The 21,012-nt window shown below is 63.7% G+C and carries 24 protein-coding genes; 9 read left to right on the forward strand and 15 right to left on the reverse strand.

Features of this window, described 5'->3' with window-relative positions; all coding sequences use genetic code 11:
- Positions 1–41 precede the first annotated feature (41 nt).
- Positions 42–1,988 carry a dynamin family protein gene (locus AMA01_RS07980; RefSeq protein ID WP_067849780.1) on the reverse strand — a complete coding sequence of 649 codons (1,947 nt, stop codon included), beginning with the start codon at positions 1,986–1,988 and terminating at the stop codon, positions 42–44.
- A complete protein-coding gene (locus AMA01_RS07985; protein WP_067849782.1) occupies positions 1,981–3,486 on the reverse strand; it encodes a dynamin family protein in 1,506 nt (501 codons plus the stop codon). The genes AMA01_RS07980 and AMA01_RS07985 overlap by 8 nt, the downstream gene beginning before the upstream one ends.
- A 156-nt stretch (positions 3,487–3,642) precedes the next feature.
- Between AMA01_RS07985 and AMA01_RS07990 the strand changes: the two genes are divergently transcribed.
- Positions 3,643–4,017, forward strand: a complete 375-nt coding sequence (locus tag AMA01_RS07990; protein ID WP_082744073.1) for a hypothetical protein — start codon at positions 3,643–3,645, stop codon at positions 4,015–4,017.
- Between the two features lie 26 nt (positions 4,018–4,043).
- A complete protein-coding gene (locus tag AMA01_RS07995; RefSeq protein ID WP_067849785.1) occupies positions 4,044–5,099 on the forward strand; it encodes a tetraprenyl-beta-curcumene synthase family protein in 1,056 nt (351 codons plus the stop codon).
- A 3-nt stretch (positions 5,100–5,102) separates the two neighbouring features.
- Here AMA01_RS07995 and folB read toward each other — a convergent pair whose 3' ends face one another.
- The 7 genes from folB to AMA01_RS08030 form a co-directional block, all read right to left on the reverse strand.
- Positions 5,103–5,489: a dihydroneopterin aldolase gene (gene folB / locus AMA01_RS08000; RefSeq protein ID WP_082744075.1), complete on the reverse strand. Its 387-nt coding sequence runs from the start codon at positions 5,487–5,489 to the stop codon at positions 5,103–5,105.
- On the reverse strand, positions 5,486–6,343 hold the full coding sequence (locus tag AMA01_RS08005; protein WP_067849787.1) for a YihY/virulence factor BrkB family protein: 858 nt from the start codon (positions 6,341–6,343) through the stop codon (positions 5,486–5,488). The genes folB and AMA01_RS08005 overlap by 4 nt, the downstream gene beginning before the upstream one ends.
- 4 nt (positions 6,344–6,347) lie before the next feature.
- Entirely contained in the window at positions 6,348–7,148 is an 801-nt protein-coding gene (locus AMA01_RS08010) for an RluA family pseudouridine synthase (protein ID WP_231862877.1), read from the reverse strand.
- Positions 7,149–7,385: 237 nt separating this feature from the next.
- Positions 7,386–7,631 carry a NifU family protein gene (locus tag AMA01_RS08015; RefSeq protein ID WP_008339476.1) on the reverse strand — a complete coding sequence of 82 codons (246 nt, stop codon included), beginning with the start codon at positions 7,629–7,631 and terminating at the stop codon, positions 7,386–7,388.
- Positions 7,632–7,719: 88 nt separating this feature from the next.
- Positions 7,720–8,310, reverse strand: coding sequence for a GNAT family N-acetyltransferase (locus tag AMA01_RS08020; RefSeq protein WP_067849789.1), 591 nt, complete (start codon positions 8,308–8,310; stop codon positions 7,720–7,722).
- Positions 8,311–8,376: 66 nt separating this feature from the next.
- Positions 8,377–8,859 carry a hypothetical protein gene (locus tag AMA01_RS08025; RefSeq protein ID WP_067849829.1) on the reverse strand — a complete coding sequence of 161 codons (483 nt, stop codon included), beginning with the start codon at positions 8,857–8,859 and terminating at the stop codon, positions 8,377–8,379.
- A 52-nt stretch (positions 8,860–8,911) separates the two neighbouring features.
- Positions 8,912–11,029 (reverse strand): ATP-dependent helicase, encoded by a 2,118-nt coding sequence (locus tag AMA01_RS08030; RefSeq protein ID WP_067849791.1) that lies wholly within the window; start codon positions 11,027–11,029, stop codon positions 8,912–8,914.
- Positions 11,030–11,177: 148 nt separating this feature from the next.
- Here AMA01_RS08030 and AMA01_RS08035 point away from each other — a divergent pair, with 148 nt between their 5' ends.
- The 3 genes from AMA01_RS08035 (at position 11,178) to AMA01_RS08045 (ending at position 12,927) form a co-directional block, all read left to right on the forward strand.
- Entirely contained in the window at positions 11,178–11,690 is a 513-nt protein-coding gene (locus tag AMA01_RS08035) for a DJ-1/PfpI family protein (RefSeq protein ID WP_067849793.1), read from the forward strand.
- A gap of 61 nt (positions 11,691–11,751) precedes the next feature.
- Positions 11,752–12,486 carry a peptidylprolyl isomerase gene (locus tag AMA01_RS08040; protein WP_067849795.1) on the forward strand — a complete coding sequence of 245 codons (735 nt, stop codon included), beginning with the start codon at positions 11,752–11,754 and terminating at the stop codon, positions 12,484–12,486.
- 15 nt (positions 12,487–12,501) lie between these two features.
- Complete coding sequence (locus tag AMA01_RS08045) at positions 12,502–12,927, forward strand: hypothetical protein (RefSeq protein ID WP_067849797.1); 426 nt, start codon at positions 12,502–12,504, stop codon at positions 12,925–12,927.
- Between the two features lie 50 nt (positions 12,928–12,977).
- Here AMA01_RS08045 and AMA01_RS08050 read toward each other — a convergent pair whose 3' ends face one another.
- The 5 genes from AMA01_RS08050 to AMA01_RS08070 are packed head-to-tail and all read right to left on the reverse strand — an operon-like array spanning position 12,978 to position 16,848.
- The gene (locus tag AMA01_RS08050; RefSeq protein WP_067849799.1) at positions 12,978–14,174 is read right to left on the reverse strand and encodes an acyl-CoA dehydrogenase family protein; all 1,197 of its coding nucleotides are present in this window, start codon (positions 14,172–14,174) and stop codon (positions 12,978–12,980) included.
- A gap of 17 nt (positions 14,175–14,191) precedes the next feature.
- A complete protein-coding gene (locus AMA01_RS08055; protein ID WP_067849801.1) occupies positions 14,192–14,887 on the reverse strand; it encodes a PIG-L family deacetylase in 696 nt (231 codons plus the stop codon).
- Between the two features lie 4 nt (positions 14,888–14,891).
- Positions 14,892–15,215: a DUF1806 family protein gene (locus tag AMA01_RS08060; protein ID WP_067849831.1), complete on the reverse strand. Its 324-nt coding sequence runs from the start codon at positions 15,213–15,215 to the stop codon at positions 14,892–14,894.
- Positions 15,212–16,066: a sulfurtransferase gene (locus AMA01_RS08065; protein ID WP_067849803.1), complete on the reverse strand. Its 855-nt coding sequence runs from the start codon at positions 16,064–16,066 to the stop codon at positions 15,212–15,214. Before AMA01_RS08065 ends, AMA01_RS08060 begins: the two co-directional genes overlap by 4 nt.
- Positions 16,063–16,848: an SDR family NAD(P)-dependent oxidoreductase gene (locus tag AMA01_RS08070; protein ID WP_067849805.1), complete on the reverse strand. Its 786-nt coding sequence runs from the start codon at positions 16,846–16,848 to the stop codon at positions 16,063–16,065. The genes AMA01_RS08065 and AMA01_RS08070 overlap by 4 nt, the downstream gene beginning before the upstream one ends.
- Before the next feature lie 108 nt (positions 16,849–16,956).
- On the opposite strand from AMA01_RS08070, the gene AMA01_RS08075 reads away from it, so the two are divergent.
- A complete protein-coding gene (locus AMA01_RS08075; RefSeq protein ID WP_067849807.1) occupies positions 16,957–17,283 on the forward strand; it encodes a hypothetical protein in 327 nt (108 codons plus the stop codon).
- Positions 17,284–17,301: 18 nt separating this feature from the next.
- Here the strand turns inward: AMA01_RS08075 and AMA01_RS08080 are convergent, their stop codons facing one another.
- Positions 17,302–18,219 (reverse strand): hypothetical protein, encoded by a 918-nt coding sequence (locus tag AMA01_RS08080; RefSeq protein WP_067849809.1) that lies wholly within the window; start codon positions 18,217–18,219, stop codon positions 17,302–17,304.
- Between the two features lie 96 nt (positions 18,220–18,315).
- Here AMA01_RS08080 and mnmA point away from each other — a divergent pair, with 96 nt between their 5' ends.
- The 3 genes from mnmA to AMA01_RS14050 form a co-directional block, all read left to right on the forward strand.
- Positions 18,316–19,413, forward strand: a complete 1,098-nt coding sequence (gene mnmA, locus AMA01_RS08085; protein WP_067849811.1) for a tRNA 2-thiouridine(34) synthase MnmA — start codon at positions 18,316–18,318, stop codon at positions 19,411–19,413.
- Between the two features lie 12 nt (positions 19,414–19,425).
- Positions 19,426–20,304: a LysR family transcriptional regulator gene (locus AMA01_RS08090; RefSeq protein WP_067849813.1), complete on the forward strand. Its 879-nt coding sequence runs from the start codon at positions 19,426–19,428 to the stop codon at positions 20,302–20,304.
- Positions 20,305–20,459: 155 nt separating this feature from the next.
- Positions 20,460–21,012: hypothetical protein (locus AMA01_RS14050; RefSeq protein WP_231862878.1), on the forward strand; the 553-nt coding region annotated here is incomplete at its 3' end.

Genomic DNA, 21,012 nt, shown 5'->3' on the forward strand with positions numbered 1-21,012 from the left:
TCCATTCTAACCATCCGCCGCGCGGGCGACAAACCGAATCTTCAAACGCCCCGTCCTTCGACGGATTGCAGCGACGCCCGCACTGCCACAAGCCGATCCCGTTCGGCCGGATCTACCGGTCGCTCAAGGTCTGCGGCCAGGGTCTCAAGCGAAGCGGCGAGATCGCCGTAGAAAGCGGAGAGCGCATCCACCAGGGCGACCTTTGCGCGCTCGGCCAAGCGCCCTCCGACTTCGTCAAGCTTTCCCTTGACCTGCTCCATGACGGCGGGCATCGCGGCGTCCATCATCGCCGTTTGCCCCCCCTCTTCGAAAAACTGCTTGGCAGAGCGGAAGTGACGGAAGTGCGGAGCGAGCACGCCGTCATCGAAGGTGATGACCTCGTCCGCCGTGTCGAATTGAAGCGAGACATCCGGCTCCCGCACCGGGACAGCTTGAACCGGCCATCCATCGGCGAGCCGCGCCGCGTCTTGCGCCGCTGCCTTGGACGCCAGTTGCTCTGCGCGGAGGGCGAAGGTCCGAAGCTCGATCTCGAGGCGACGGCCCACGGCGTCCGCAAACTCGCGCGCGGCCTCGCGCAGCTTGTCCTGTGCGTTTCCCATGCGGAAGCGGCCAGGATGAAACGCCTCGCGGAACATGTCTCGGTACGCGAAGCGAACGCGCTCGCCAGCGTGGAACAGAAGCTCCTGCAGCTCCCGCTGAACGGGCGGTACAGCGCGGACCTGAACCGACTGCGCCGCCTCGTCGACGAGTCTGTGGGCCCGCGCAATTTCCGCCCGCTGCTTCTCGCGCGCGGTCTCATCCGCCGAGATGGCGAGGGACACCTTTTCAAGGGCCGCTTCGACGTCGCGCAGCAGGGTTTGGCGAGTTCGCTCGACGAGATCGACGGCCAGACGATCCGCCTCGCGCGTGCAGAAGTCCGCCAGATCCGCCTCGAGCAGGGCGAGGCCGGCCTGTCGCTCCATCTCGGCAACGGCGTCCGCGGTGGGCGCGAAATCGCTGCGACCCAGGCGCGCGCGGGCGATCTCAAGCGCGGCGTCGTCCTGCGGATCCGCGGCGAGCATCCGAGCCGCGAGCGCGAGTTGCGCCGACACGGGATACAGCCGCGGCTCGCGCACGCCGAGCCTGCGCTCGTCCTGCTTCACGCGATCCAGCACGGCGTCGAGTTCCTCACGGCTCTCGGCGAGATCGACCGCGTTCACGACCGAAAACAGCTTGTTGGTTCCCGCGACGTCCTGCACGCCCGACAACTGCAACAGAAACTCGCGATCCGCCTGGCTGAACGCATGCGTGTAGTACATGACGAACACGATGGCGTCCGCCTCGCGCATGTAATGGAACGCGACGTTCGTGTGGCGGCGGTGGATGGAATCGACGCCGGGCGTATCTACGAAGATGAACCCGCGCCTGCCAAGCGGCGAATCGGCCCGCACGTCCACCTGACTGACGTACGCCGCGCGCTTCTCATCCGCGGAAAAATCGCGGAGCTCTTCGAGCGAAGCCTCCCACTGGCTGCCGATGCGGGGCGCCATGTCCGGGTAGCCCTCGGCGAGCGCCTTTAAGAACCGGACGTGCCGCCTCAGGTGAATGGGAAACTTCGCTGGCGAGAGTCCGGACGCCAAGCGAATGGCGCCCTCGAGGTCGGAGGCGTTCAGCAAAAGCGCATCCAGGAGTGCGCGCACGTCCTGCCAGAGTTCGTCCCGAGACTTGGCCGTGATGCGCACGGACGTGCCACCCCCGCCTCCGGGGTGGATGCTCGTGATGGCAGCTGTCGTGGGCTGCGGAGACACGGCGAGCAGCGGCCGCCCGAGGAGCGCGTTCAGCAGCGACGACTTTCCTGCTGAAAACGCCCCGAACACGGCGATGGTGGTCGCCTTTTGCTCCAGCCGCTCGATGGCGCGCTTCAGTGGCCGCAGATCGACGCCCTGAAGGCCTTCCACGAGGGCGCCCATCTCGCGCAGGCGCACGAGCGCCTGATCTCGTTCATGCACCGCGCGGCACCTCCCCTTGTGTCACCGCCGCAAGGGCGCTCTCGTACCGTTCGCCGAACTCCACGTAGCTTCGCAGCACCTGACACCAGCGCTCGGTGGCGTCCCGCTCGGGCGCACGCGCGCGCTCCTCCATCTGGAGCCGCTCCTCCACGGCTGCCGCAAGTTCCTCGGCAATTTCTTGGACCTGGGCCCGCATCTCCCGGCGAACGCGGTCCTGCACATCCCGGACGAACTGGTGACCGTACTCCGCGGCGACGAGCGATCCCGGCTTCACACATGCCTGCACGTACGAAGCGTCCACAGACACGCCGAGGCCTTGGCAGCGCTCGATGAAACGCTCTTCCGCGCCTGCCTGTAGTCCCAACTCGCGCACCTGTTGTGCCATCTCCGAAGACAGCGGCCGCACGAGAAAATTCTCGACCTTTTCTTTGAGGTCTGCCACAAACGCCGCCAGCCGGGCCTCGCGCTCCGCCTCGGTCTTCTTCGCCGAACGAAACATGCCCACTTTGAAGTCGTCGCGCAGGCTGTCGATGTACCGGCGGCCCTTTTCCGCGGTCTCATACGGCGCGATTTGGGCGAGATCGACCGCCCGGAGCCAACCGTCTCGGAGCGCCTCGACGAGCGCGTTCTGCGCCTGGCGACGTTCCGCCTCCTCGGCCGCGATGGCCTCGGCGCGGCGCTTGGCGTCCCACAGCCACTCGCGGGCCTCGTCCAGGCTCTGGGGCGCTCGCCCTCCTGCGTCTTCGACTGCCTTGGCGCGCCGGGCCCACTCGGATTCGCAACACGCCGTCACGCCCTCGCGGGCCACCTCCACCAGCCGCCGGATCATGGGCTCGCCGTCCATACCGAGCGCGGCCTCCGCGCTCGCGACGAGAAGCGCTCGCAGCTCGTCCAGTTGGCTGTGGGCAGACGGCCGGACCGAGGTGAAAAACACGCGGGATGATTCGACGCCGTAATCCGCGGCGAGCTCGCGCACGCTCTCGGCGAACGCGTCAAACGGCAGTTCGGCCTCAAGGTGTTTGTCTACCTGGTGCACGATGAAGAGAAGCGGTTTGTCGCTCTCCGCAAACATCTGGAGCAACTCGAGATTTGCGTCGGCCTCGACGTGCTGGTAGTCGGTGACCACGGCGACGAGATCGGCCTGATACAGCGCATTCATGGTGGCTTCCCGGTGGCGATCATCGGTGGAATCGATCCCCGGCGTGTCGAGCAACCGCAACGTGCCTCCCTGCACCTCCATCTCCACGGCCTCCACGTCGGCGGTGGTCGGATTCGCGCCGGTCTTCAGGCGCGTGCCCGCCAGGGCGCCGACGAGGCTCGATTTCCCGGCGGAAAACAGGCCGCAGAACGCCGCCGTGTAGGTCGTGAGCGCTCCGCTGTCCGCCAGAATGCTGCGGATACGTTCCGCATATCGAGACGCGCCTTCTGCCTCGAGCCAGTCGGCCACCGCAAGGAACCGATGCGCGAAGCTGGGCGCAGTCGTGCTCACACTCGACATCGCGGTTCTCCTCTCTCGCTGATGTTCTCCAACCATGATACGTGAATTTGCCGCCATCTGCACAATCTCGGCGGCTGCTTGCCCGCCCCCGGTAAACGCCGCGATCGCGCCACGTCCCGACGGAATAGGATCGGATGACCGCGGGAGGTGATCGACGTGAAACTCGACTCCTTCATCAAGTTTGGCGGGCTGGCATTCGACATTGCCCAGGACGAGAAGGTGCGGACGTTTTTCACCATGCTGCACCACGGCATGAGGCGCAGGGGCATGATCCCGCCCACGACGCCGCCTGCGTTTCACGCGCCGCCGCACCCATACCATCCCGCGCACTGGCCGGTCCATCACCACGCCATCCCGTTCTCGCCGTACGCGCCGAGCCCCGCGAATCAAGCTTCCACGCCTGCGCAGCAGCCTCCGGCCTCGGCACCTTCGAGCGGCGCGAGCGTAAAATCGGAGTCTTCGGGTACGATAGGAAGCGGAGGAGGCGCGGGGTGGCTTCAACAGCTCCTGGAGCTGTTCGATCGCCGGTGAAGCGCCATCGGAACGGAGGATGAAGGATGCCGCACGGCTCCAAACTCAGCCACGGCCAGTTCCTGTACCGGCTGTTTCGCCGCGTGATGCCGCTCGTGCGCGCCGAACTCGCCGGATGGCGCGCGCGGGCGGAAGCCATCCCGGACGGGCTGCTGCGGGAGCAGGCGCTCGCCAGCCTAAGAGACAAGCAGTTTCATGCAGACGGCGGATCGGTCTATGCCGCCGCCAACCCGGCTTACATGCATCCCCTCGTCCAGGCCATCGTGTCGCTTCAGACCATCAGCGACTACCTCGACAATCTGTGCGATCGCGCCGGCGTGAGCGATCCGTCCGCCTTTCGCGTCCTTCATCAAAGTCTTCAGGACGCAGTCCATCCCGGTGCGCCCATCGCGGATTATTATCGCCAGTACACCCACCGAGAAGACGGCGGCTATCTCGCCGCGCTCGTCCAAACCTGCCAACGAGCCTTGGAACAACTTCCACATTACAGCGCCGTCGAATCCCAGGTGGACTGGTACGCCCGACGGTACAGCGAGCTTCAGGAACACAAACACGCGCCCGCGGAAGAGCGCGAACACCGACTGCTGCACTGGTCCCGTCAGCACCTCGGCGCATATCCGGGCGTGGCTTGGCACGAGTGGGCCGCCGCGGCTGGCTCAACGCTCGGCATGTTCGCGCTGTTTCTGGCCGCGACCGAGCCCGTCACCCCGACGGACGTGCGAAATCTTCATCACCAGTACTTCCCCTATATCTGCGGCCTGCATATTTTGCTAGATTACTGGATCGACGCACTTGAGGACGAGGCACATGGGGATTTCAATTTCGTGGCCTGCTACCGGAGCCCGGGTTTGGCCTGGGAGCGAATTGAACAGTTCGCCGCGGAAAGCGTCGAACGGGCCGCCGACGTCCCGGGTGGCATCATTCACCGATACGTCGTCCACGGCCTCGTCGGCATGTACCTGTCCGACCCGAAAACCAAATCGGCCGCGCACCTGGCCGCGTCCCGCCGGCGCATCTACCGTTTCGGCATGACGCCGATTCTGTTCTACTGCGCCACACACCTCTACCGGCGCATGGCTTAACCGTCAACGCGCGCGGCGCACCACCGCGCGCACGGTGTCGAGAACCCCTGGAACAGGAGCGCCCGGCTTTTCGACCGCCACTTCCACTGCGCCCACAAGAGGAAATGCGGCGAGCACGCGGTGCGCAATGCGCTCCGCCAAGGCCTCAATGAGCCGCACGGGCTCCCCTTCGACGGACGCGCGCACCACGTCGTACACGGAGGCGTAATTGACAGCATGGTCGAGATCGTCCGTCTCCCCGGCGCACCGAAAGTCGCCGTGCATGTGCACGTCCACCTTGAAACGCTGACCGAGCCTCTGCTCCTCCGCGTACGCACCGTGATAGGCGTAGAAGACCATGCCGACGAGACTCAATTGATCAGGAAACGCGCCGTTCAACGCGCCAGTCACGGCTTTGCACCTCCTGCTTCTGCGCCCGTCTGCTCGAGCAGCCACGCGATCTCGGCGCCCAGCAGCAGAATGATGAGCGCGATGTACATCCAGAAAATGAGGAGAATCACAACCGTCAACCCGCCGTACACGGCGTGGTACGTGACGGCGTGTGCAGCGTAGACAACGAATAGCAGCCTGGCGAGATCGAGCAAGACCGTGGCGGCAAGCGCCCCCAGGATGGTGCAATTCATGTCGACGCGCCGTGAGGGAAGGTACCGATACACAACAAAGCAGGTGACGAAGATCGACAGCGGATAGAGCATGCGCGTGAGACCCGAAAAGCGCGTGAAGGCCGTGACAAGCCAGCTCCCCGCCGGAATGTGGTGAACCACCCACGGGTAAAGCGCCATGGCGAGCGCGGAAACCACCGCGAGGACGACGAGCGCAACGAGAAAGAGCGCTGCAATGACGCGGCGCGCCAAAAAGGACCTCGGCACGACCACTTCGAAGATGCGGTCCAGCGCCTGCTGCACCGCGATAAGGGCACTCGTCGCGGACCACGCCAAGGAGAGAAATGTCACCACGCCGGCTCGCGCGCCGATGTCGCTCAGCTTGGTGAGGCTATTTTCCAGCATCTGATTGGCGTTTTGCAGATCAGGGTAATAAGGCCGGAGCGCGCCCAGCACCAGCTCGACAATCACGCGGTGGGGCACGACCAAACTCGCCCCGTACATCACGAGGATGAGGAGCGGCAAGAGAGAAAACATGGCGAAAAACGCAATCTGCGCTGCGAGCGACGTGATATCGTGCGCCATGCAATTCGCGCCGAGCTTGCGCGCGAATGCCTGTGCTTGCTGCATGCGGAATCGCACAAATTCACTCCCTTTTAAGGCCATCAAGCGACAGCCCTACGTCGGCTGCGAGCCCTGCCCATGCCGACGGCAGTGGCGCACAGACTTCGACGTCCTCATCCGCATACGGGTGCCTGAAGCGGATGCTTGCCGCGTGCAGCGCGATTTGTCCTGGCCGAAGCGCCGGATGCGGCGCGCCTCCATAGAGCGCGTCGCCGACCACGGGCGCGCCCTGCGCCGACAGGTGCACGCGGATCTGATGCCTGCGCCCCGTCTCCAGGCGAAGCCGAACAAGCGCCCAACGCGCTTCACCTTGGCCCGCTTCGGCCAATACCTCGACATGCGTGCGCGCAGCCTTGCCGGTCTGCGACACCCGGTATCGACCCGACAAGTGGCGATCCCGCCCAATCGGCGCGGACATCAAGCCCGAGCGAACCCGGCTCCCACGCGCGATGGCGAGATACGTGCGCCTGATTTGCCCGGCTGCCAACGCTGCGTCCATGGCGCGGAGGGCGAGCCCATGCTTGGCGTAGAGAACGCAACCCGTGGTGCCTAAATCCAACCTGTGGACGTGATACGCGCGCCCTGCCCCTTCTTCGTTCAGGAGTCGCTGCACGCAGGCGTCGAGCGTCGGCGCGTCGCTCCCGTCGCTGTGGACCAGCAAGTTCGCAGGCTTGTCCACGACCAGGAGGCTTGACTCGTTGTACAGAGCTCGAGCCGGCGGCAGCGATGCGTGCGCCAAGTCGAGCGGGCGCAAATCCTCGTCAATCCACACCTGCATGGGCGAATCGCAGATGTCGAGATGACCAGGGGTTCTGCCTCGCACGCGAACGGCCCCATGACGAATCAGATGCAGAACGTGCGCCTGTGGTACATGGAGTGCCTGGGAGAGCCACGCCGCCCAGGGCATCGCTCTGGGTGGCTTCGGCAGCGAAATCGAAACGCCTCCAGGGCTGACCCGCAAATCCATACCTACCACCACGCCATCCATTGTATCCCATCTGCGCACAGTACAAAAAAACCGCCCTCGTCAGGGCGGCGCCCACGCGGGCATCGCACAGCCTCAGACTGCCTCGACGTACTCGACATCCGGGGCAACCTTCTTGACCGCGCGCTCTATTCCCATCTTCAACGTCATGACGCTCGCTGGGCAACCCACGCAGGCACCCTGCAGAGACACATAGACCGTCTTCGACAAATCGTCGTACGAGACAAATTCCACATCGCCGCCATCCTGCTGAATGGCTTCGCGAATGGACTCAATCGCTTCGCGAATGCGCGCTTCTGTGGAGGTCACGTCGCTCATCATGATCCATCCCTCCAATACGCTTTTAGCATACGCGCACCCGCGGCGGCGATGCAACCCTCCTGTCCGTGCGGCCTTTGTCGTCGCCGGATCAAAAGGGCATGGACATGGGCGGAAGGACGGGACCCGGGGAGATGACCTTCCACAACACCAGCGTCCTCGGCTCCACGCGCGCCACTTCGCGGAAGCCCAACTGCTTGGCGAACGCGAGGCTGCTCGGATTCACGTCCTGGATGAACACCTCAAGCGTGTGCGCTCCCGTGCGCCTGACCTCCGCCTCCAGGTGCTCCATCGCCTTGCGGCCGATTCCCTTGCGCTGAAATTTCGAGTCAATCACCAGGGCACTGACGTGGACTTTTCCTACTGCGCTCGGCAGATACGAATAGAATCCCACCGGCCGACCGTTTCGTTCGATCACGACGGTCGGCATGCCTGACTGAAGGTACTGGCGCAGCTCCGATTCCGGAAACGGCTCGCCAAACGCCTGTTCGTGCACAACGCCCAGCTCGCGCCGAGCAAGTTGCACAATCCAATCGTCGTCTTCGGCGCGGCGCGAGCGATAGCGCACCTCTTCGGCAGGAACCGCATGAGATGCGACTTGCCGAGCCGTTGTGGGCTTGGCATGAGACCGCGCGCGCGAACCTTTCGGGCCCGCGCGGCGGGAGCGATTTCGGTTTGGCATGATGTCGACCTCCCTTGGAACTGTCGACATCACACTATGCATATGCCCGCCCAATTGCTCGGCGGCTCAGTCGGGTTTGCGCCGCGCGAACGAAAACCGCCGAATGCCCTTGCCGCGGTGCGCCGTTTCCTCCTGGCGTTTGCGCTCAAGCTCGCGACGCCGCTTGTTGGTGACCTCGGCCACAACGTTGCCGATAAAGTCGCCCGCGATGTCCATGCGGTACTTGCGGTTCACCTCAATTTTGTCGTACTCCTCTTTGGTCGTGCGGAACGTCACGTTGGCCGTGCGATGCACGTGCAGCCCCTTCATGGTCTGCCCAAGCGTTACGCGTCCCACCACCTGGTACGTGCTGAGCGGCACGAAGCGCGCGACGCCCTGCTTGCCTCGCTCGCGCACGCGCCGTTTGGAAAGGACAAACACCTCAAAGCGTTGCTTGTGTGCCAAAAACTGCTCGTCGAATTGGCGCTGTCGCTTGCGCGCCCAGAAGTAAAAGGCGGTATACGCTGCGATCAACGCTGCGAACACGCTGAGGACGATGATCCAGTACATCAAAGCGATATCCCCCTGTGATGGCGAGTCCAGCGGCGCGGATGCGCTCGTCTCATTGTACCACGACGGCACCGTCTGTCCGTAATCCTTTCTTCGACACCCATTTCATTCCTATCGATGGATGGAACATCACTTGCACGCGATCCTCGCCGTCGCGAGATTCCACCGAAAGCACAACGCCCTGGCCATGCTGCGGGTGCACCACCCGGTCCCCCGGTCGCAGCATCTCTGGCTCCAGCGCCTCTGCGAGATCGACGCGCACAATGAGGTCCTCGCGGATCTCGGCCAGAAACCGAGACGCATCGCGAGCCACCGTCTGGCCGTACAGCGTGCGCCACGCGGCGTGCGTGAGCACGAGCCGGTCCATCGCGCGGGTGAGGCCAACGTAGCAGAGGTTGCGCTCCTCCTCGACGCGCAGCGGGTCATCAAGGGACCGCGCGTGAGGAAACAGCCCCTCCTCCATGCCCACGAGGAACACCACCGGGAATTCGAGTCCCTTGCTCGCGTGCAGCGTCATCAGCCTGACGGATCCCTTGCCGCGATCGCGCTCCTTGTCGATGTCCGAGAGCAGGCTGACCTCCGCGAGAAACTCGGCCACCGTTCCGCCCCGGCGTTCGTCGAACGATCTCGTCACGCTGAACAGCTCGTCGATATTCTCCGCGCGAGCGAGATCTTCCTTCTTCCCCGACTCGAGGTACATCTCTCGGTAGCGCGTGGCGTGCAGCACCTCCGCCAAAAACTCGGACACGCTCATGCCCTCCATCCAGAGCGCGAGTTCGTCGAGCGTGGCATGAAACTGGCGCCCAGCCTCGGCGGCGCGATCCGACAACCCAGCTTCCTCGCCGCGGTCGAGCGCTTCGTACAGGCTGACGCCCTCGGCGTGTGCAAATTCGAGCAACTTGTCTACCGTCGTGTCGCCGAGCCCTCGCTTCGGACGATTGATAACGCGAAGGAGCGAGATTTCGTCCTGCGGATTGACAAGGACGCGCAGATACGCGAGAACGTCTTTGACCTCGCGCCGATCGTAAAACGTCATCCCCCCCACCACGGTGTAGGGAATCGCGCGTTCGAGCAGCTTTTCCTCCACAGCGCGCGACTGCGCGTTGGCTCTGTACAGCACGGCGCAGTCCTCGTAACGGCCTCCGTTCTGCACGTGCTCCTCGATGGCCTCCGCCACGTACTGGGCTTCGGCCGCGCCGTCGGGCAGCCGCACAACAAGGGGCTTGTCGCCATGCCCGCGCGTCGAGCGAAGCTCTTTGGGCCGGCGCCGCGGATTGTGAGCGATCACGCTGTTGGCGGCGTCCAGGATCTCCTGCGTCGAGCGGTAGTTGCGCGTCAGCAACACGATCTTCGCGTCCGGAAAATCCCGCTCGAACCGCAGCATGTGCTCGCTGTCCGCGCCGCGCCAGGCGTAGATGGCCTGGTCCGCGTCCCCAACCGCGCACAGGTTGCGGTGCTTGGCGCACAGAAGCCTGAGCAAGCGGAACTGGATGCCGTTTGTATCCTGGTACTCGTCCACGAGCACGTGCCGGAACTTCTCCTGATATTTGTCCCGCAGGTCGTCGTTTTCCTCGAGGAGCCGGACCGTGTGCCCGATGAGATCGTCGAAGTCCATGGCGTTGGCCGCGAAAAGTCGCTTGTTGTAAAGCTCCATCACCCGATCCGCGATGAGATCCGACGGGTTGGACTCGTTGACGGCGTGTGCACTACCCACGTTCTTCCAATGGGAGATGCGATGCTTGATGGAGCGAGCGTCGTGCGTTTTGAGATCGTAGCCGAGATCGAGCAAGCACTGCTGGACCAGAGCCTCCTGGTCTTCGGCGTCGAGAATGGTGAAATTCGGCTGATATCCAAGCCGATCCGCCTCGCGCCTCAGAATGCGGACACAGATGCTGTGAAACGTCCCCATCCAGAGATCGTCCGCGCGAGGGCCGATGAGGTCTCGAATGCGCGTCTTCATCTCGCGCGCCGCTTTGTTCGTGAACGTGATGGCGAGAATTTCGTGCACCGCCACGCCAGCGTGCGCGATGAGGTAAGCGATACGCCGCGTGAGCACGCTCGTCTTGCCGCTTCCCGCCCCCGCCACCACGAGGAGCGGACCGCTCGTGGTGGTGACGGCGTCCCGCTGCTCGGGATTCAGTCCACGTAGGATGTCCTTCACATCAAGCACAACGGCCGTCCCTCCCACACCGTGGCTTCAGCAAGATCAGAGACTACCACGTCGCAGCCCATCGAGAAACCTCGGCGGGGATGTGCGATCCCGTCCATTCTGTTACGATACGATCGACTCCAACCGGAACGAGAGGACAAGCCTCGCCATGAGAGCTGTGTTTGTCGCACTGCCATTCACGCGCCTGGGAGACGTGGCTCCGATTCTCGAAGGGCTCCGCCGGCTGAACCGCCGCGCCCGCGTCATCACACTCGACGGTCGCCCGTGCCACACGGCGGAGGGGCTCGTCATCCAGGCGGACGGCGCCGTCGAAGAACCGGTGCCGCCGGACGCCTACCTTTGCGTCGTCCCAAGCGGCCTGTATGAGGCGGACAGTTGGGGAGATCTGCGCCTGCACCGCTACCTGCGCCGCTTTTCGACGACGGGCGGGTACTTCGCCGCCTCTGGCGAAGGGCTGTTGTGCCTCGCCTCGGCTGGCCTTCTGGGTGGCCTGCGGTTCACCGCCCCCGCGCGCGTGGTAAAAGCGCACGAGCCTCTCTTTCGCTATGCCATCTTCGAGCAGAGCCCTGTTGCGATTGACGGAAACGTCATCTCCTCGGACGGATCGGATCCCAAGGCGCTGTTTCAGGCGGTGTTTGAACGGCTGAACATCGGCTCATAGGGCACATCTCAGCGCTTGTGATATCATGAGCGTTGGTCCAAGCTCATGAGGAGGCAGATGCATGAAACGTCGCACCTTGCTTGCGGGCATATCGTTCGCGGCTGTTCTCGCATTGACGGGCTGTGGCACGGCCGCCAACAACACGACTTCGTCGAACGTGTCGAATGAAACCGTTACGAACGCCGCAAATACCGCGTCGAACGAGGGCAATCAGACGCTCGACACGGCGAATCCGCCGTACCTCCACACGTCCACGGAACAGTGGTCGAGCATGCCCAAGATGTTCATCAACCCGAACAAGACGTATGACGCCATTGTGCACACCAATTACGGGACGTTCACCATTGAACTGTTTGCCAAGGATGCGCCTGTCACCGTCAACAACTTCGTGTTCCTGGCGGAGCACAACTTCTATCACGACTGCACGTTCTTCCGCATCGTGAAAAACTTCGTCATCCAAACGGGCGATCCGCGCAATGACGGCACGGGCGGCCCAGGGTACACCATCCCCGACGAACTGAGCCACCAAGTGCCATTCACTAAGGGCATTGTGGCCATGGCCAACACGGGCCAGCCGCATACCGGCGGCAGCCAGTTCTTCATCTGCACCGCGAACGACACACAGGTGTTTCAGCCACCCAACAACCGGTACACGGAATTCGGGCGCGTCGTCTCTGGCATGGACGTGATCGACAAAATCGCCGCTATTCCGGTGACCACGAATCCGATGACGCAAGAGGACAGCTATCCGCTCAAGACGGCGTACATCGAATCGATTCAAATTCAGGAATCGTAAAGAAGGTGCGAGACGTTGCGCGACGCCCGCTTTCGCCAGTACTTCTGGATCTTCATCGTCGTCCTCGCCGTTGTGCTGCTCAAGATCCGCATCGGAGGAAGCGTCCCGTATCCGACGAGCTACGACAAGCTGCCCGGCGGCGAGATCCGGGTGCACGTGACGGCGAAGGCCGTGCCCTCCAATTCGGTGGGCGAAGCATGGAACCTGGAGAAACACGTGCAAAACGGACAGGTGATTTACACGGCAAATCTCTACATGAACGGCCACGAGCAACTGCTCTTCCCCGGCATCGGCGTGAAGCAGAAGTCGCCGGCGGGCGTGCTGTACGCCTCGAACGGCAAGATTCGATTCAACGGCCAGGACTATGAGGCCGTGGACCTGTTCGTGAACCGGGATGGAAGCGCGGGCTACATTGACTTTGCCAAAGCGAAGACGTCCTGACGCGGCGAAGACGGCCTCCTGTGCGGCGAGCGCGCAGGAGGCCGTGCGCGTTATGCCTTCTCCGGCCCCGCGGCGCGGCGCGCGAGTGCGGCCTTCGCAAGATTGCGGTAGACCACGTCGTCCATCGGGGGATTGTGCAGCCCTGCGCGGACATCGCGATAGTACCGCTCGAGCGGCAGGGCGCGCGACAGGCTGCGGCCGCCGACAATTCGCATGGCGAGATCCACCACCTGATTGGCGGCGTTCGTCGCGATGGTCTTCACCGCGCCGAACTGGGGCTGCAGCTTGACGCGTTCCTCTGGCGAAGCGGCGTCGTAGCGGCGGGCGAGATCGTACAGGAGCGTGCGGGCGGCCAGCAGCTTGAGCTCCATCTCGCCGAGTTTCTGCTCGACGTGCGGCACCTGCGCGATGGGATGCGGCAACGTGTTGGGCCGGTACGTCGCGGCGTATTCCAGCGCGAAGTCGCGCGCCGCGAGGGCGATGCCGAGGTAACACGCGGGAATATGAAGCAACCAGCCGCTTCCGTCCGGCCTGCGCTCCGCCTGCGCGCCCGGGCGCTGAATGACAATCACCCGCTCCTCCGGCACAAACACGTCCTTGAGCACGATGTCGTGGCTGCCGGTGGCGCGCATGCCGAGTGTGTCCCACGTCTCGACAATTTCCACGTCCTCCTGCCGAACGAGAAACTGCCCCACCACGTCTTCGTCCGCCACGGTGGCGGTCACCATGATCCAGGTGAGCGCTGGCGAGAGGGTGCTGAATGTCTTGCGGCCCGTGATGCGATACCCACCGGGCACTTTCACGGCAGTGGTCTCCGGCTTGCCGCCGCGGCTCGGGCTTCCCGTGGCGGGCTCCGTGGCGCAGCTGTTGATGAGCGCGCCCTCCTTCACGACGGACTCGCACACCGCGCGAAACAGCTCATCCGGGAACGCCCCCGTCTCGCGCAGGTGAAGCAGAATGCCCACGTGCCAGCCGATCGCGAGCGCGGTCGATCCGTCTCCTTTCGCCAGCATCTCCTGATGCATGAGCATCTCCTCGAGGCTCAGGCCGAGCCCCCCGTATTCCACAGGCACGGTCCAGCGCACGTAACCCGACGCCTTCAGATCCTCCATGTTCTCGAACGGAAAATCGCCCGCGCGGTCGTGCTCGGGCGCGCGATCGTGGAAACGACGGGCGAGATCGCGCGTGATGCGCAAGCGCTCGCGCACGTCCGCGGGCAGTGCGCTCTCTCCATAGATGTCGTACATCTGGTTTCGCCCCGCTTTCAGTCTATCAACGTTCCCGGGCATCTCAGACTCGGCCCCTGGCTCAACACAAAGTACTCGCGATGGCGCATGCGGTGGACAGCCTTCTCCTCGTTTCCCCAGATGGAGCCATCCAGCTCCGACTGGGTGCGGTGGGCTCGAAACGCCAAGAGCTTCTGGCGACGATAGGCGCGCACGTCCACTTCGACCAGCGCCTTCGCTGGCTGCGGGTATCGCCGGAAGGCGGCGAGATCGTCCCCCCACGCGAGGTAAAACAGGCGCGCTTCGGGGTGGGTGCGGTGGTATCGGCCGAAGGCCGCCGTCGCCAAGCGCCCGATGGCCGCGTGATCCGGATGGCCGCCGAGCGGATCGTGAAACGTGATGATCGCGTTGGGTCGCTCCTCGGCGAAGAGCGACGCGAGACGAGACACGCCTTCGTCCTCCGGCACCATCTCGACCTCTTTATCCCGGTAGCCCAGGAGGACGAGGCGGCTCACGCCGAGTTCGGCGCACGCCTCGCGCAGCTCCTGCTCGCGGAGCGCGCCCAGGGATTCGCGCGTCGCTCGGAGCGGCACGCCGAGCCGCCGGCCCATCTCCCCGCGCGTCGCGCAGGCGATCACGACGCGGTGCCCCTCGGCCGCCAGGCGCGCGAAGGTGCCGCCTGCGATGAACGTCTCGTCGTCCGGGTGAGCGAACACGCCCATGACGGTCGCCATGCGCTCATCCCACCTTTCCCACATCGAGCGGCGCTAGGCTCACGGTCAGCGTCTGCCGGACGCGATTCTGGCCATCAAGCCCCATCGCGACGAGCGCCGATCCGTCTTCGACAAACTCGGTCACATCCTGGATGTAGAGCAGGCCGTCCGGATCGCGAAAACGAAGGTGCAGGCGATACAGCCCGTCGCCGAACATGCCCACCTCGTCGAGCGTCGCGCTCGCGTTGCGCAGGTACGCCTCCGGATTCACCTCGAGGTGCACGTACACCCGGGAGCCGCGCCACGCCTCGAGCCGCTCCTTCGCCTCCGCGGCGCCAAGCGTCCTCATGGCGCCCACGCCCCCGGTTCATCCCCTGTGGCGACAGGATTCTCGAGGTACGAGACCCAGTCGCTCCAGCTCCCCGGATACAGCTTCGCCGGGATGCCCGCGAGTTCAAGCGCGAAGAGCGTGGAACAGGCCGTCACGCCCGATCCGCAGTACACGGCGATATGCTTCCCACACTTCGCCAGATCTGCAAAGCGAGCGCGCTGCTCTTCGGGCGAACGCCACGTGCCGTCTTCCTTCAGCCCCTGCTCCCACGGATGGTTCAAGGCGCCCGGGATATGCCCGGCTTTCGGATCGATAGGTTCCACGTCGCCGCGGTACCGCTCGGGGCTGCGCGCGTCGACAAGCACAAGGCTTCCCTCGCGCAGTCCCCGCCGGACCGCGTCCACGTCGACCGTCTCGCCCGCGCGCAGCCTGACCTCGACACTGCCCGGCCGAGACTCGGGCACCACAGGCGTCACAGGCCTGTTTTCCCTCGTCCATCGCTTCCATCCGCCATCCAGGATTCGCACGTCCGCGAGCCCGATGTGGCGCATCAGCCACCACGCGCGCGCCGCCATCCCCTCGCCCGCGTCGTAGACCACCACCGTGGAGTGCGGTCGCACGCCGCACACCGAAAGTCGCGCGGCGAACCGGTTCCAGTCCGGCAGCGGATGGCGCCCGCCGTGTTCTCCCTTGGGCGAAGACAGATCCCGGTCGAGGTGGAGATAGTACGCGCCGGGAATGTGCGCTTCCCGATACGCGCGCTCGCCAGCCTCCGGGTCCGACAGCTGAAACCGGCAGTCAAACACGACCATCTCGCCTTGGCCGAGCCGCGCGGCGAGATCGTTAGGCTGGATCAGGAGTGCCGTCACGAAGTCGTCCCCCTTCGGTTGAACACGCGCGCGCCCGCCTGATCGATGGACGTCACGATCATCTCGTCGATGTTCACATGCGCCGGACGCGTGACGGCAAACACGATGCAGTCCGCGATGTCGTCCGCCGTGAGCGGTCGCACGCCCTGATACACCTTCGTGGCCTCAGCGGCGTCACCGTGGAACCGGACCAGGCTGAACTCCGTCTCCACCATGCCCGGATCGATGGACGTCACGCGCACCGGCTTGCCCAGCAGCTCGTGGCGCAGCGCCTCGGTAATGGCCCGAACCGCGAACTTCGTCGCGCAGTACACGCTGCCGCCGGCGTACGACTCGTGGCCCGCGATGGAACCGAGGTTGACGATGTGTCCGTCGCCGGACGCCGCGATGTGAGGCAGGAAGCGCTTCGTCATGCGCATGAGACCCATGACGTTCGTATCGAGCATCTCCTGCCAATCTGACTCATCCGCGGTTTCCACCGGATCCCGCCCCAAAGCCTTCCCCGCGTTATTCACGAGGACGTGCACCTTGTCAAAGTGCCGAATGACGCCTTCCACGAACGCGTCGATGCTGGCTGCGCTCGTCACGTCGAGCTCCGCCGCGTATGCGGCCTTCCCCGATTCCCGGGCGATCTCGTCGACGAGATCGGCGAGGCGCTCCTTGCGGCGCGCCCCCACCCCCACGTCGAACCCCGCGCGCGCGAGCGCCAGGGCTGTCTGCCGGCCAATGCCGCTCGACGCCCCGGTCACCACCGCGACTTTGCCACGTCCGTCGATTGCCATCGCTTGCTCACACCCTTTCAAGGCAGTTGGGCGACCGTCGTGTCGGCGTTCGCCAGGATGCCATACGCTGAACTGCACAGTTGCTCCGCACGAAGGAGGATGCTCCCCATGCCATGCCCCGAGGTCGTCACGGGTCACGTCGCGATTCCAGGCGAGGACTTTCGCCGTATTCAGGAGGCCGTCGATCACGGCCAAAATCTATGGCGCTTAAGCCCCGTCCGAACCGCGCAGGAGGTGGGGACGCGCCATCTGGGGTTTCGAATGAACGACATTTACACGTTGGTCGAACAGTACCGCGACGCGGACAGCGGGCTCATGCACGCGGTGGTGCGCGTCAAGCACCGCGATTGCGTCTACCTGGTTCGCCTGTATCAGCCCGTCAAACAGGGCCCCGGCGGCATCTGGGTGGTTGAATCGGTGGAGGAGATCACCTGATGCCCTTCCGTCAGCCAGTCAGCGCATTCTGTCCCACATCGACGGCGGCAGCTTGCCGACCGTCGCCATGAGCAGATCGTAAAGATCTGCGTCGAGCGCCTCCTCGGGCGACAGGTTTTCCATCGCCGCGAGCTGGCGAAGGCTGAGGCGCTCCTTGCGGAGTGTGCGCATCGCTTTCTGCCACTGCTGGATGTGCGGGCCGTGATAATCAATGAGGAAGGTCCACTTCTCCTCGTCAATGGCGAGGCACGCCTTCAGCATGTCGGACACCACTTCGACGGTGGCGCCCTGCGCGCCGCGCTCGAACAGTCGCTGGCGAAACACGTGCTTGATGAGCGCCTCCTCGGAGAACTCGAGCAAAAAGGGTGGCATGATGTAGCCCACGGGCAGCTTCGCCCGCGCCGCCTGCATTTGCTCGGTGCGCTCCTGTTTCGCCAGGCGAATGACCTCACGAATGCGCTCCAGCTCCTCTTCGTACTCCTCCGGATGGCGCGCCTCCACCGGCAGCTCAAAGCCCCACGGGACGTTGGCCCGCTGCCCGCCGGCAATTCTCGTGGGCCGACCCACGGTGTAGGTGATGAGGTGGTCGTACACCGGCTTGGCCACGCCGATGAAAAGAAACAAGATGGTCTCGCCGCGGATGGGCTCGTACGAGTGACCCGCGGCCACCATGCTGCGCAGAAACCTGTCCCGGTTCGCCATGTCGTTGTACTTGCCCAGATACAGACTCGCCTTGAAGGCGCTCGACAGCCTGTCCTGGTCCGTCGCGCGCAGCGCCACCACGCGCCCCGACTGCGCCACGCGCCATCCTTGCTCTTCAAAACAGATGCGAATAAACTTTTCAATGTTGTCCAGATGCTCGTGGACGGGAACGAGATCGGTGAGAAACCGAAGCCGTGGATGTTCCAGGATGGCGGATCGATCGAGTTCGAACACCGCGCATCACCCGCCTTTCCCTGTGAGGGTGAAACGAATGCCGGTGATCATTGTATCAAAGATCGCCCGAAAGCGCGGAGAAGGGAGGGAACGAAGATGGCGACGCGCGTGGTGGTGGGCATGTCCGGCGGCGTGGATTCCTCCGTGACGGCGCTCCTCCTCAAGCAAGCCGGCTACGACGTGATCGGCGTGTTCATGAAGAACTGGGACGAGACGGACGAGAACGGCGCCTGCACGGCGGAACAGGATTTCGAGGACGTACGCCGGGTGTGCGAGCAGATTGGGATCCCCTATTACGGCGTCAACTTCGAGCGCGAGTACGAGGAGCGCGTGTTCCAGCACTTCCTGGAGGAGTTTGAGCGCGGGCGCACGCCGAACCCGGACGTGCTCTGCAACCGAGAGATCAAGTTCAAGGAACTGCTCGCCTGCGCCCTCGATCTCGGCGCCGACTACCTTGCCACGGGGCACTATGCCCAGGTGCGCAGGGAAGAGGATGGCTCGGTGGCGCTGTTGCGGGGGCGAGATAAGAACAAGGATCAGACCTACTTCCTGCACATGCTCACGCAGGCCCCGCTCAGGCGGGCCATGTTTCCCATCGGCCATCTGACCAAGCCCGAGGTGCGCCAGATTGCGCGCGATCACGGCCTGCACGTGGCGCAGAAGAAGGATTCGACCGGCATCTGCTTCATCGGAGAGCGCAACTTTCGCGCCTTCCTGCAGCAGTACCTGCCGGCCCAGCCGGGCCTCATCGAGGACGTGGACGGGCGGGTGCTCGGCGAGCACGACGGGCTCATGTACTACACCATCGGCCAGCGGAAGGGCCTGCGCCTCGGCGGCCTTCCCGGTCGCGATCCGGCGCCGTGGTTCGTGGTGGACAAGGACCTCGCGCGAAACGTCCTCGTGGTGGCGCAGGGCCACGATCACCCGCGCCTGTACAGCCGGGCACTCACCGCGGACACGGTGAGCTTCGTCGCGGAACAGCCGCCTGCCAAGCGATTCCGCTGCACGGCGAAGTTCCGCTACCGCCAGGACGATCAGCCGGTCGATGTCGAGATGACGGGCGAAGACACGTGCCGCGTCATCTTTGATGAGCCCCAGCGGGCCATCACGCCGGGCCAGTCGGTGGTGTTCTACGACGGCGAGGTGTGCCTCGGTGGGGGCATCATCGCGTCGCGCGAGCCGGTGGACGAGTGAGGAGTGGAGCGCTTGGAAACGAAAGATCTGGAACTGTTTCTCGCCGTGGCGCGCAACCGGTCCATCTCGCGCACCGCGGACCAACTCTACATGTCCCAATCCACCGTGACGAACCGCCTGCAGCGGCTCGAGCGCGATCTCGGCTGCCAACTGTTCACCCGCACGCCCGGCGGCGTCCAGCTGACGGAGGAGGGCAAGCGGATTTATCCGCTCGCGGAGCGCATGGTGGACCTCGAGCACCGCATGCTCGAGCCGTCCAGGCGCGCGGTGCGGACGCTCCGCGTCATGAGCGGGCGCGCCTTCGTCTCCACCGACGTGCCAAAGTGCCTCCATCAGATTTTGCAAGTGACTGAGGTGCGCCTGCAGGTCCGAATGGGCATGTACGAGGATATGGTCGAGGCGCTCATCGGGAATCAGGTGGACTTCTGCTTTCTGGGCGAGCCCATCCACCATCCGCGCGTGCGGCTCATCGAATATCCGCCGGATGCCATCGATCTCGTCGTTCCGCGCGGCCATCGGTTTGTGCACGACCTCCCGTCCATCGGCGCACTCGCGGAGGAACCCTTTATCGCGTTTGCGGACACCACGGCGCCGTTCCGGCGGCGCGTCGCGATGCTCCTCGCCAAGTACAACGTGTATCCAGACGTGCGCATGGAGCTCGATTCCATCGACGGGATCAAGGCAATGGTGGCGCAGGGGCTCGGCATCTCGCTCCTTCCCCGGCGCACACTGCACGACGCCGATGCCAAGGGCGTGGTGGCCATCCCCTTGTCGGATCCGCACTTCTGCCGGCCCACCTTCCTGGCGTATCCGGATGCCATTGAGCACGAGGAACTGACGAAGGCGTTTATTGCCATTGTGACGCAGCACTATGGGGGAAAGCGAGCGTGATGGAATCGCACGTGGGCTTCCCCAGCTGTCCCTGTGTACATGTATCCATCCGGGAGGCTGGGTGAAGTCCTTTTTCGTTCTCTAACGCAATCGTCTTCGTGCATGCAAACCGACACGCACAAGTATCACTTGATCTATGTACAGGAAATTCATTGGTGTGGTATGTACAAAGCATGCAGAATGAAGAACTGGAAGTGTCCATGATGACTGTGTTGTACAGGTATCTGGTTTCCATGGTCGTCGCGGCTTTATGGACCGTTGCCGAAGAACTGGTGAGTTCCTTCGTCAATTACGGACCCATTACGAATTCAACGTACGGAGTCATTGCCCCAATGTTTGTCGTGTTGATGCCCGTATTGGCAAACGCCTTTTCAGTTCCTTTCGCGCGGGACTTTATCCATCTCGGCAGAATGAGGCTGCCGACGTTAAGGGATTTCTTTGTCTTTCTTCGAGTCAGTATATTAGCATACATCCTGTTTTTTGCATCGAATTTTTGTTTTCGTTCGATGAATGACAACCCTTTTCCATCCCTTCGATGGTTTCTTTGGCTGCTGATTCTGGTGTGTTTTTCGGTGTTGGCGTTTGGAGCAAGCGGTCTTGCTTTTCTTTGTAGCTTCCGGGACCGCTCTGCACTTCGATGTTTTTCGAGAGCCTTGACAATCTACAAAAACAACTTCCTAAAAACAACTGGCATCAGCATTTCGGTTC

The sequence above is a fragment of the Alicyclobacillus mali NBRC 102425 genome (assembly GCF_001570745.1).
GTDB classification, from domain to species: domain Bacteria; phylum Bacillota; class Bacilli; order Alicyclobacillales; family Alicyclobacillaceae; genus Alicyclobacillus; species Alicyclobacillus mali.

Bases quoted from the DNA above. Each gene is read 5' to 3' on its own strand.
- AMA01_RS07985 (WP_067849782.1), bottom strand. From the start codon at position 3,486: ATGTCGAGTGTGAGCACGACTGCGCCCAGCTTCGCGCATCGGTTCCTT.
- AMA01_RS07995 (WP_067849785.1), top strand. From the start codon at position 4,044: ATGCCGCACGGCTCCAAACTCAGCCACGGCCAGTTCCTGTACCGGCTG.
- AMA01_RS08015 (WP_008339476.1), bottom strand. From the start codon at position 7,631: ATGATGAGCGACGTGACCTCCACAGAAGCGCGCATTCGCGAAGCGATT.
- AMA01_RS08020 (WP_067849789.1), bottom strand. From the start codon at position 8,310: ATGCCAAACCGAAATCGCTCCCGCCGCGCGGGCCCGAAAGGTTCGCGC.
- AMA01_RS08025 (WP_067849829.1), bottom strand. From the start codon at position 8,859: ATGTACTGGATCATCGTCCTCAGCGTGTTCGCAGCGTTGATCGCAGCG.
- AMA01_RS08035 (WP_067849793.1), top strand. From the start codon at position 11,178: ATGAGAGCTGTGTTTGTCGCACTGCCATTCACGCGCCTGGGAGACGTG.
- AMA01_RS08040 (WP_067849795.1), top strand. From the start codon at position 11,752: ATGAAACGTCGCACCTTGCTTGCGGGCATATCGTTCGCGGCTGTTCTC.
- AMA01_RS08050 (WP_067849799.1), bottom strand. From the start codon at position 14,174: ATGTACGACATCTATGGAGAGAGCGCACTGCCCGCGGACGTGCGCGAG.
- AMA01_RS08055 (WP_067849801.1), bottom strand. From the start codon at position 14,887: ATGGCGACCGTCATGGGCGTGTTCGCTCACCCGGACGACGAGACGTTC.
- AMA01_RS08060 (WP_067849831.1), bottom strand. From the start codon at position 15,215: ATGAGGACGCTTGGCGCCGCGGAGGCGAAGGAGCGGCTCGAGGCGTGG.
- AMA01_RS08070 (WP_067849805.1), bottom strand. From the start codon at position 16,848: ATGGCAATCGACGGACGTGGCAAAGTCGCGGTGGTGACCGGGGCGTCG.
- AMA01_RS08075 (WP_067849807.1), top strand. From the start codon at position 16,957: ATGCCATGCCCCGAGGTCGTCACGGGTCACGTCGCGATTCCAGGCGAG.
- mnmA (WP_067849811.1), top strand. From the start codon at position 18,316: ATGGCGACGCGCGTGGTGGTGGGCATGTCCGGCGGCGTGGATTCCTCC.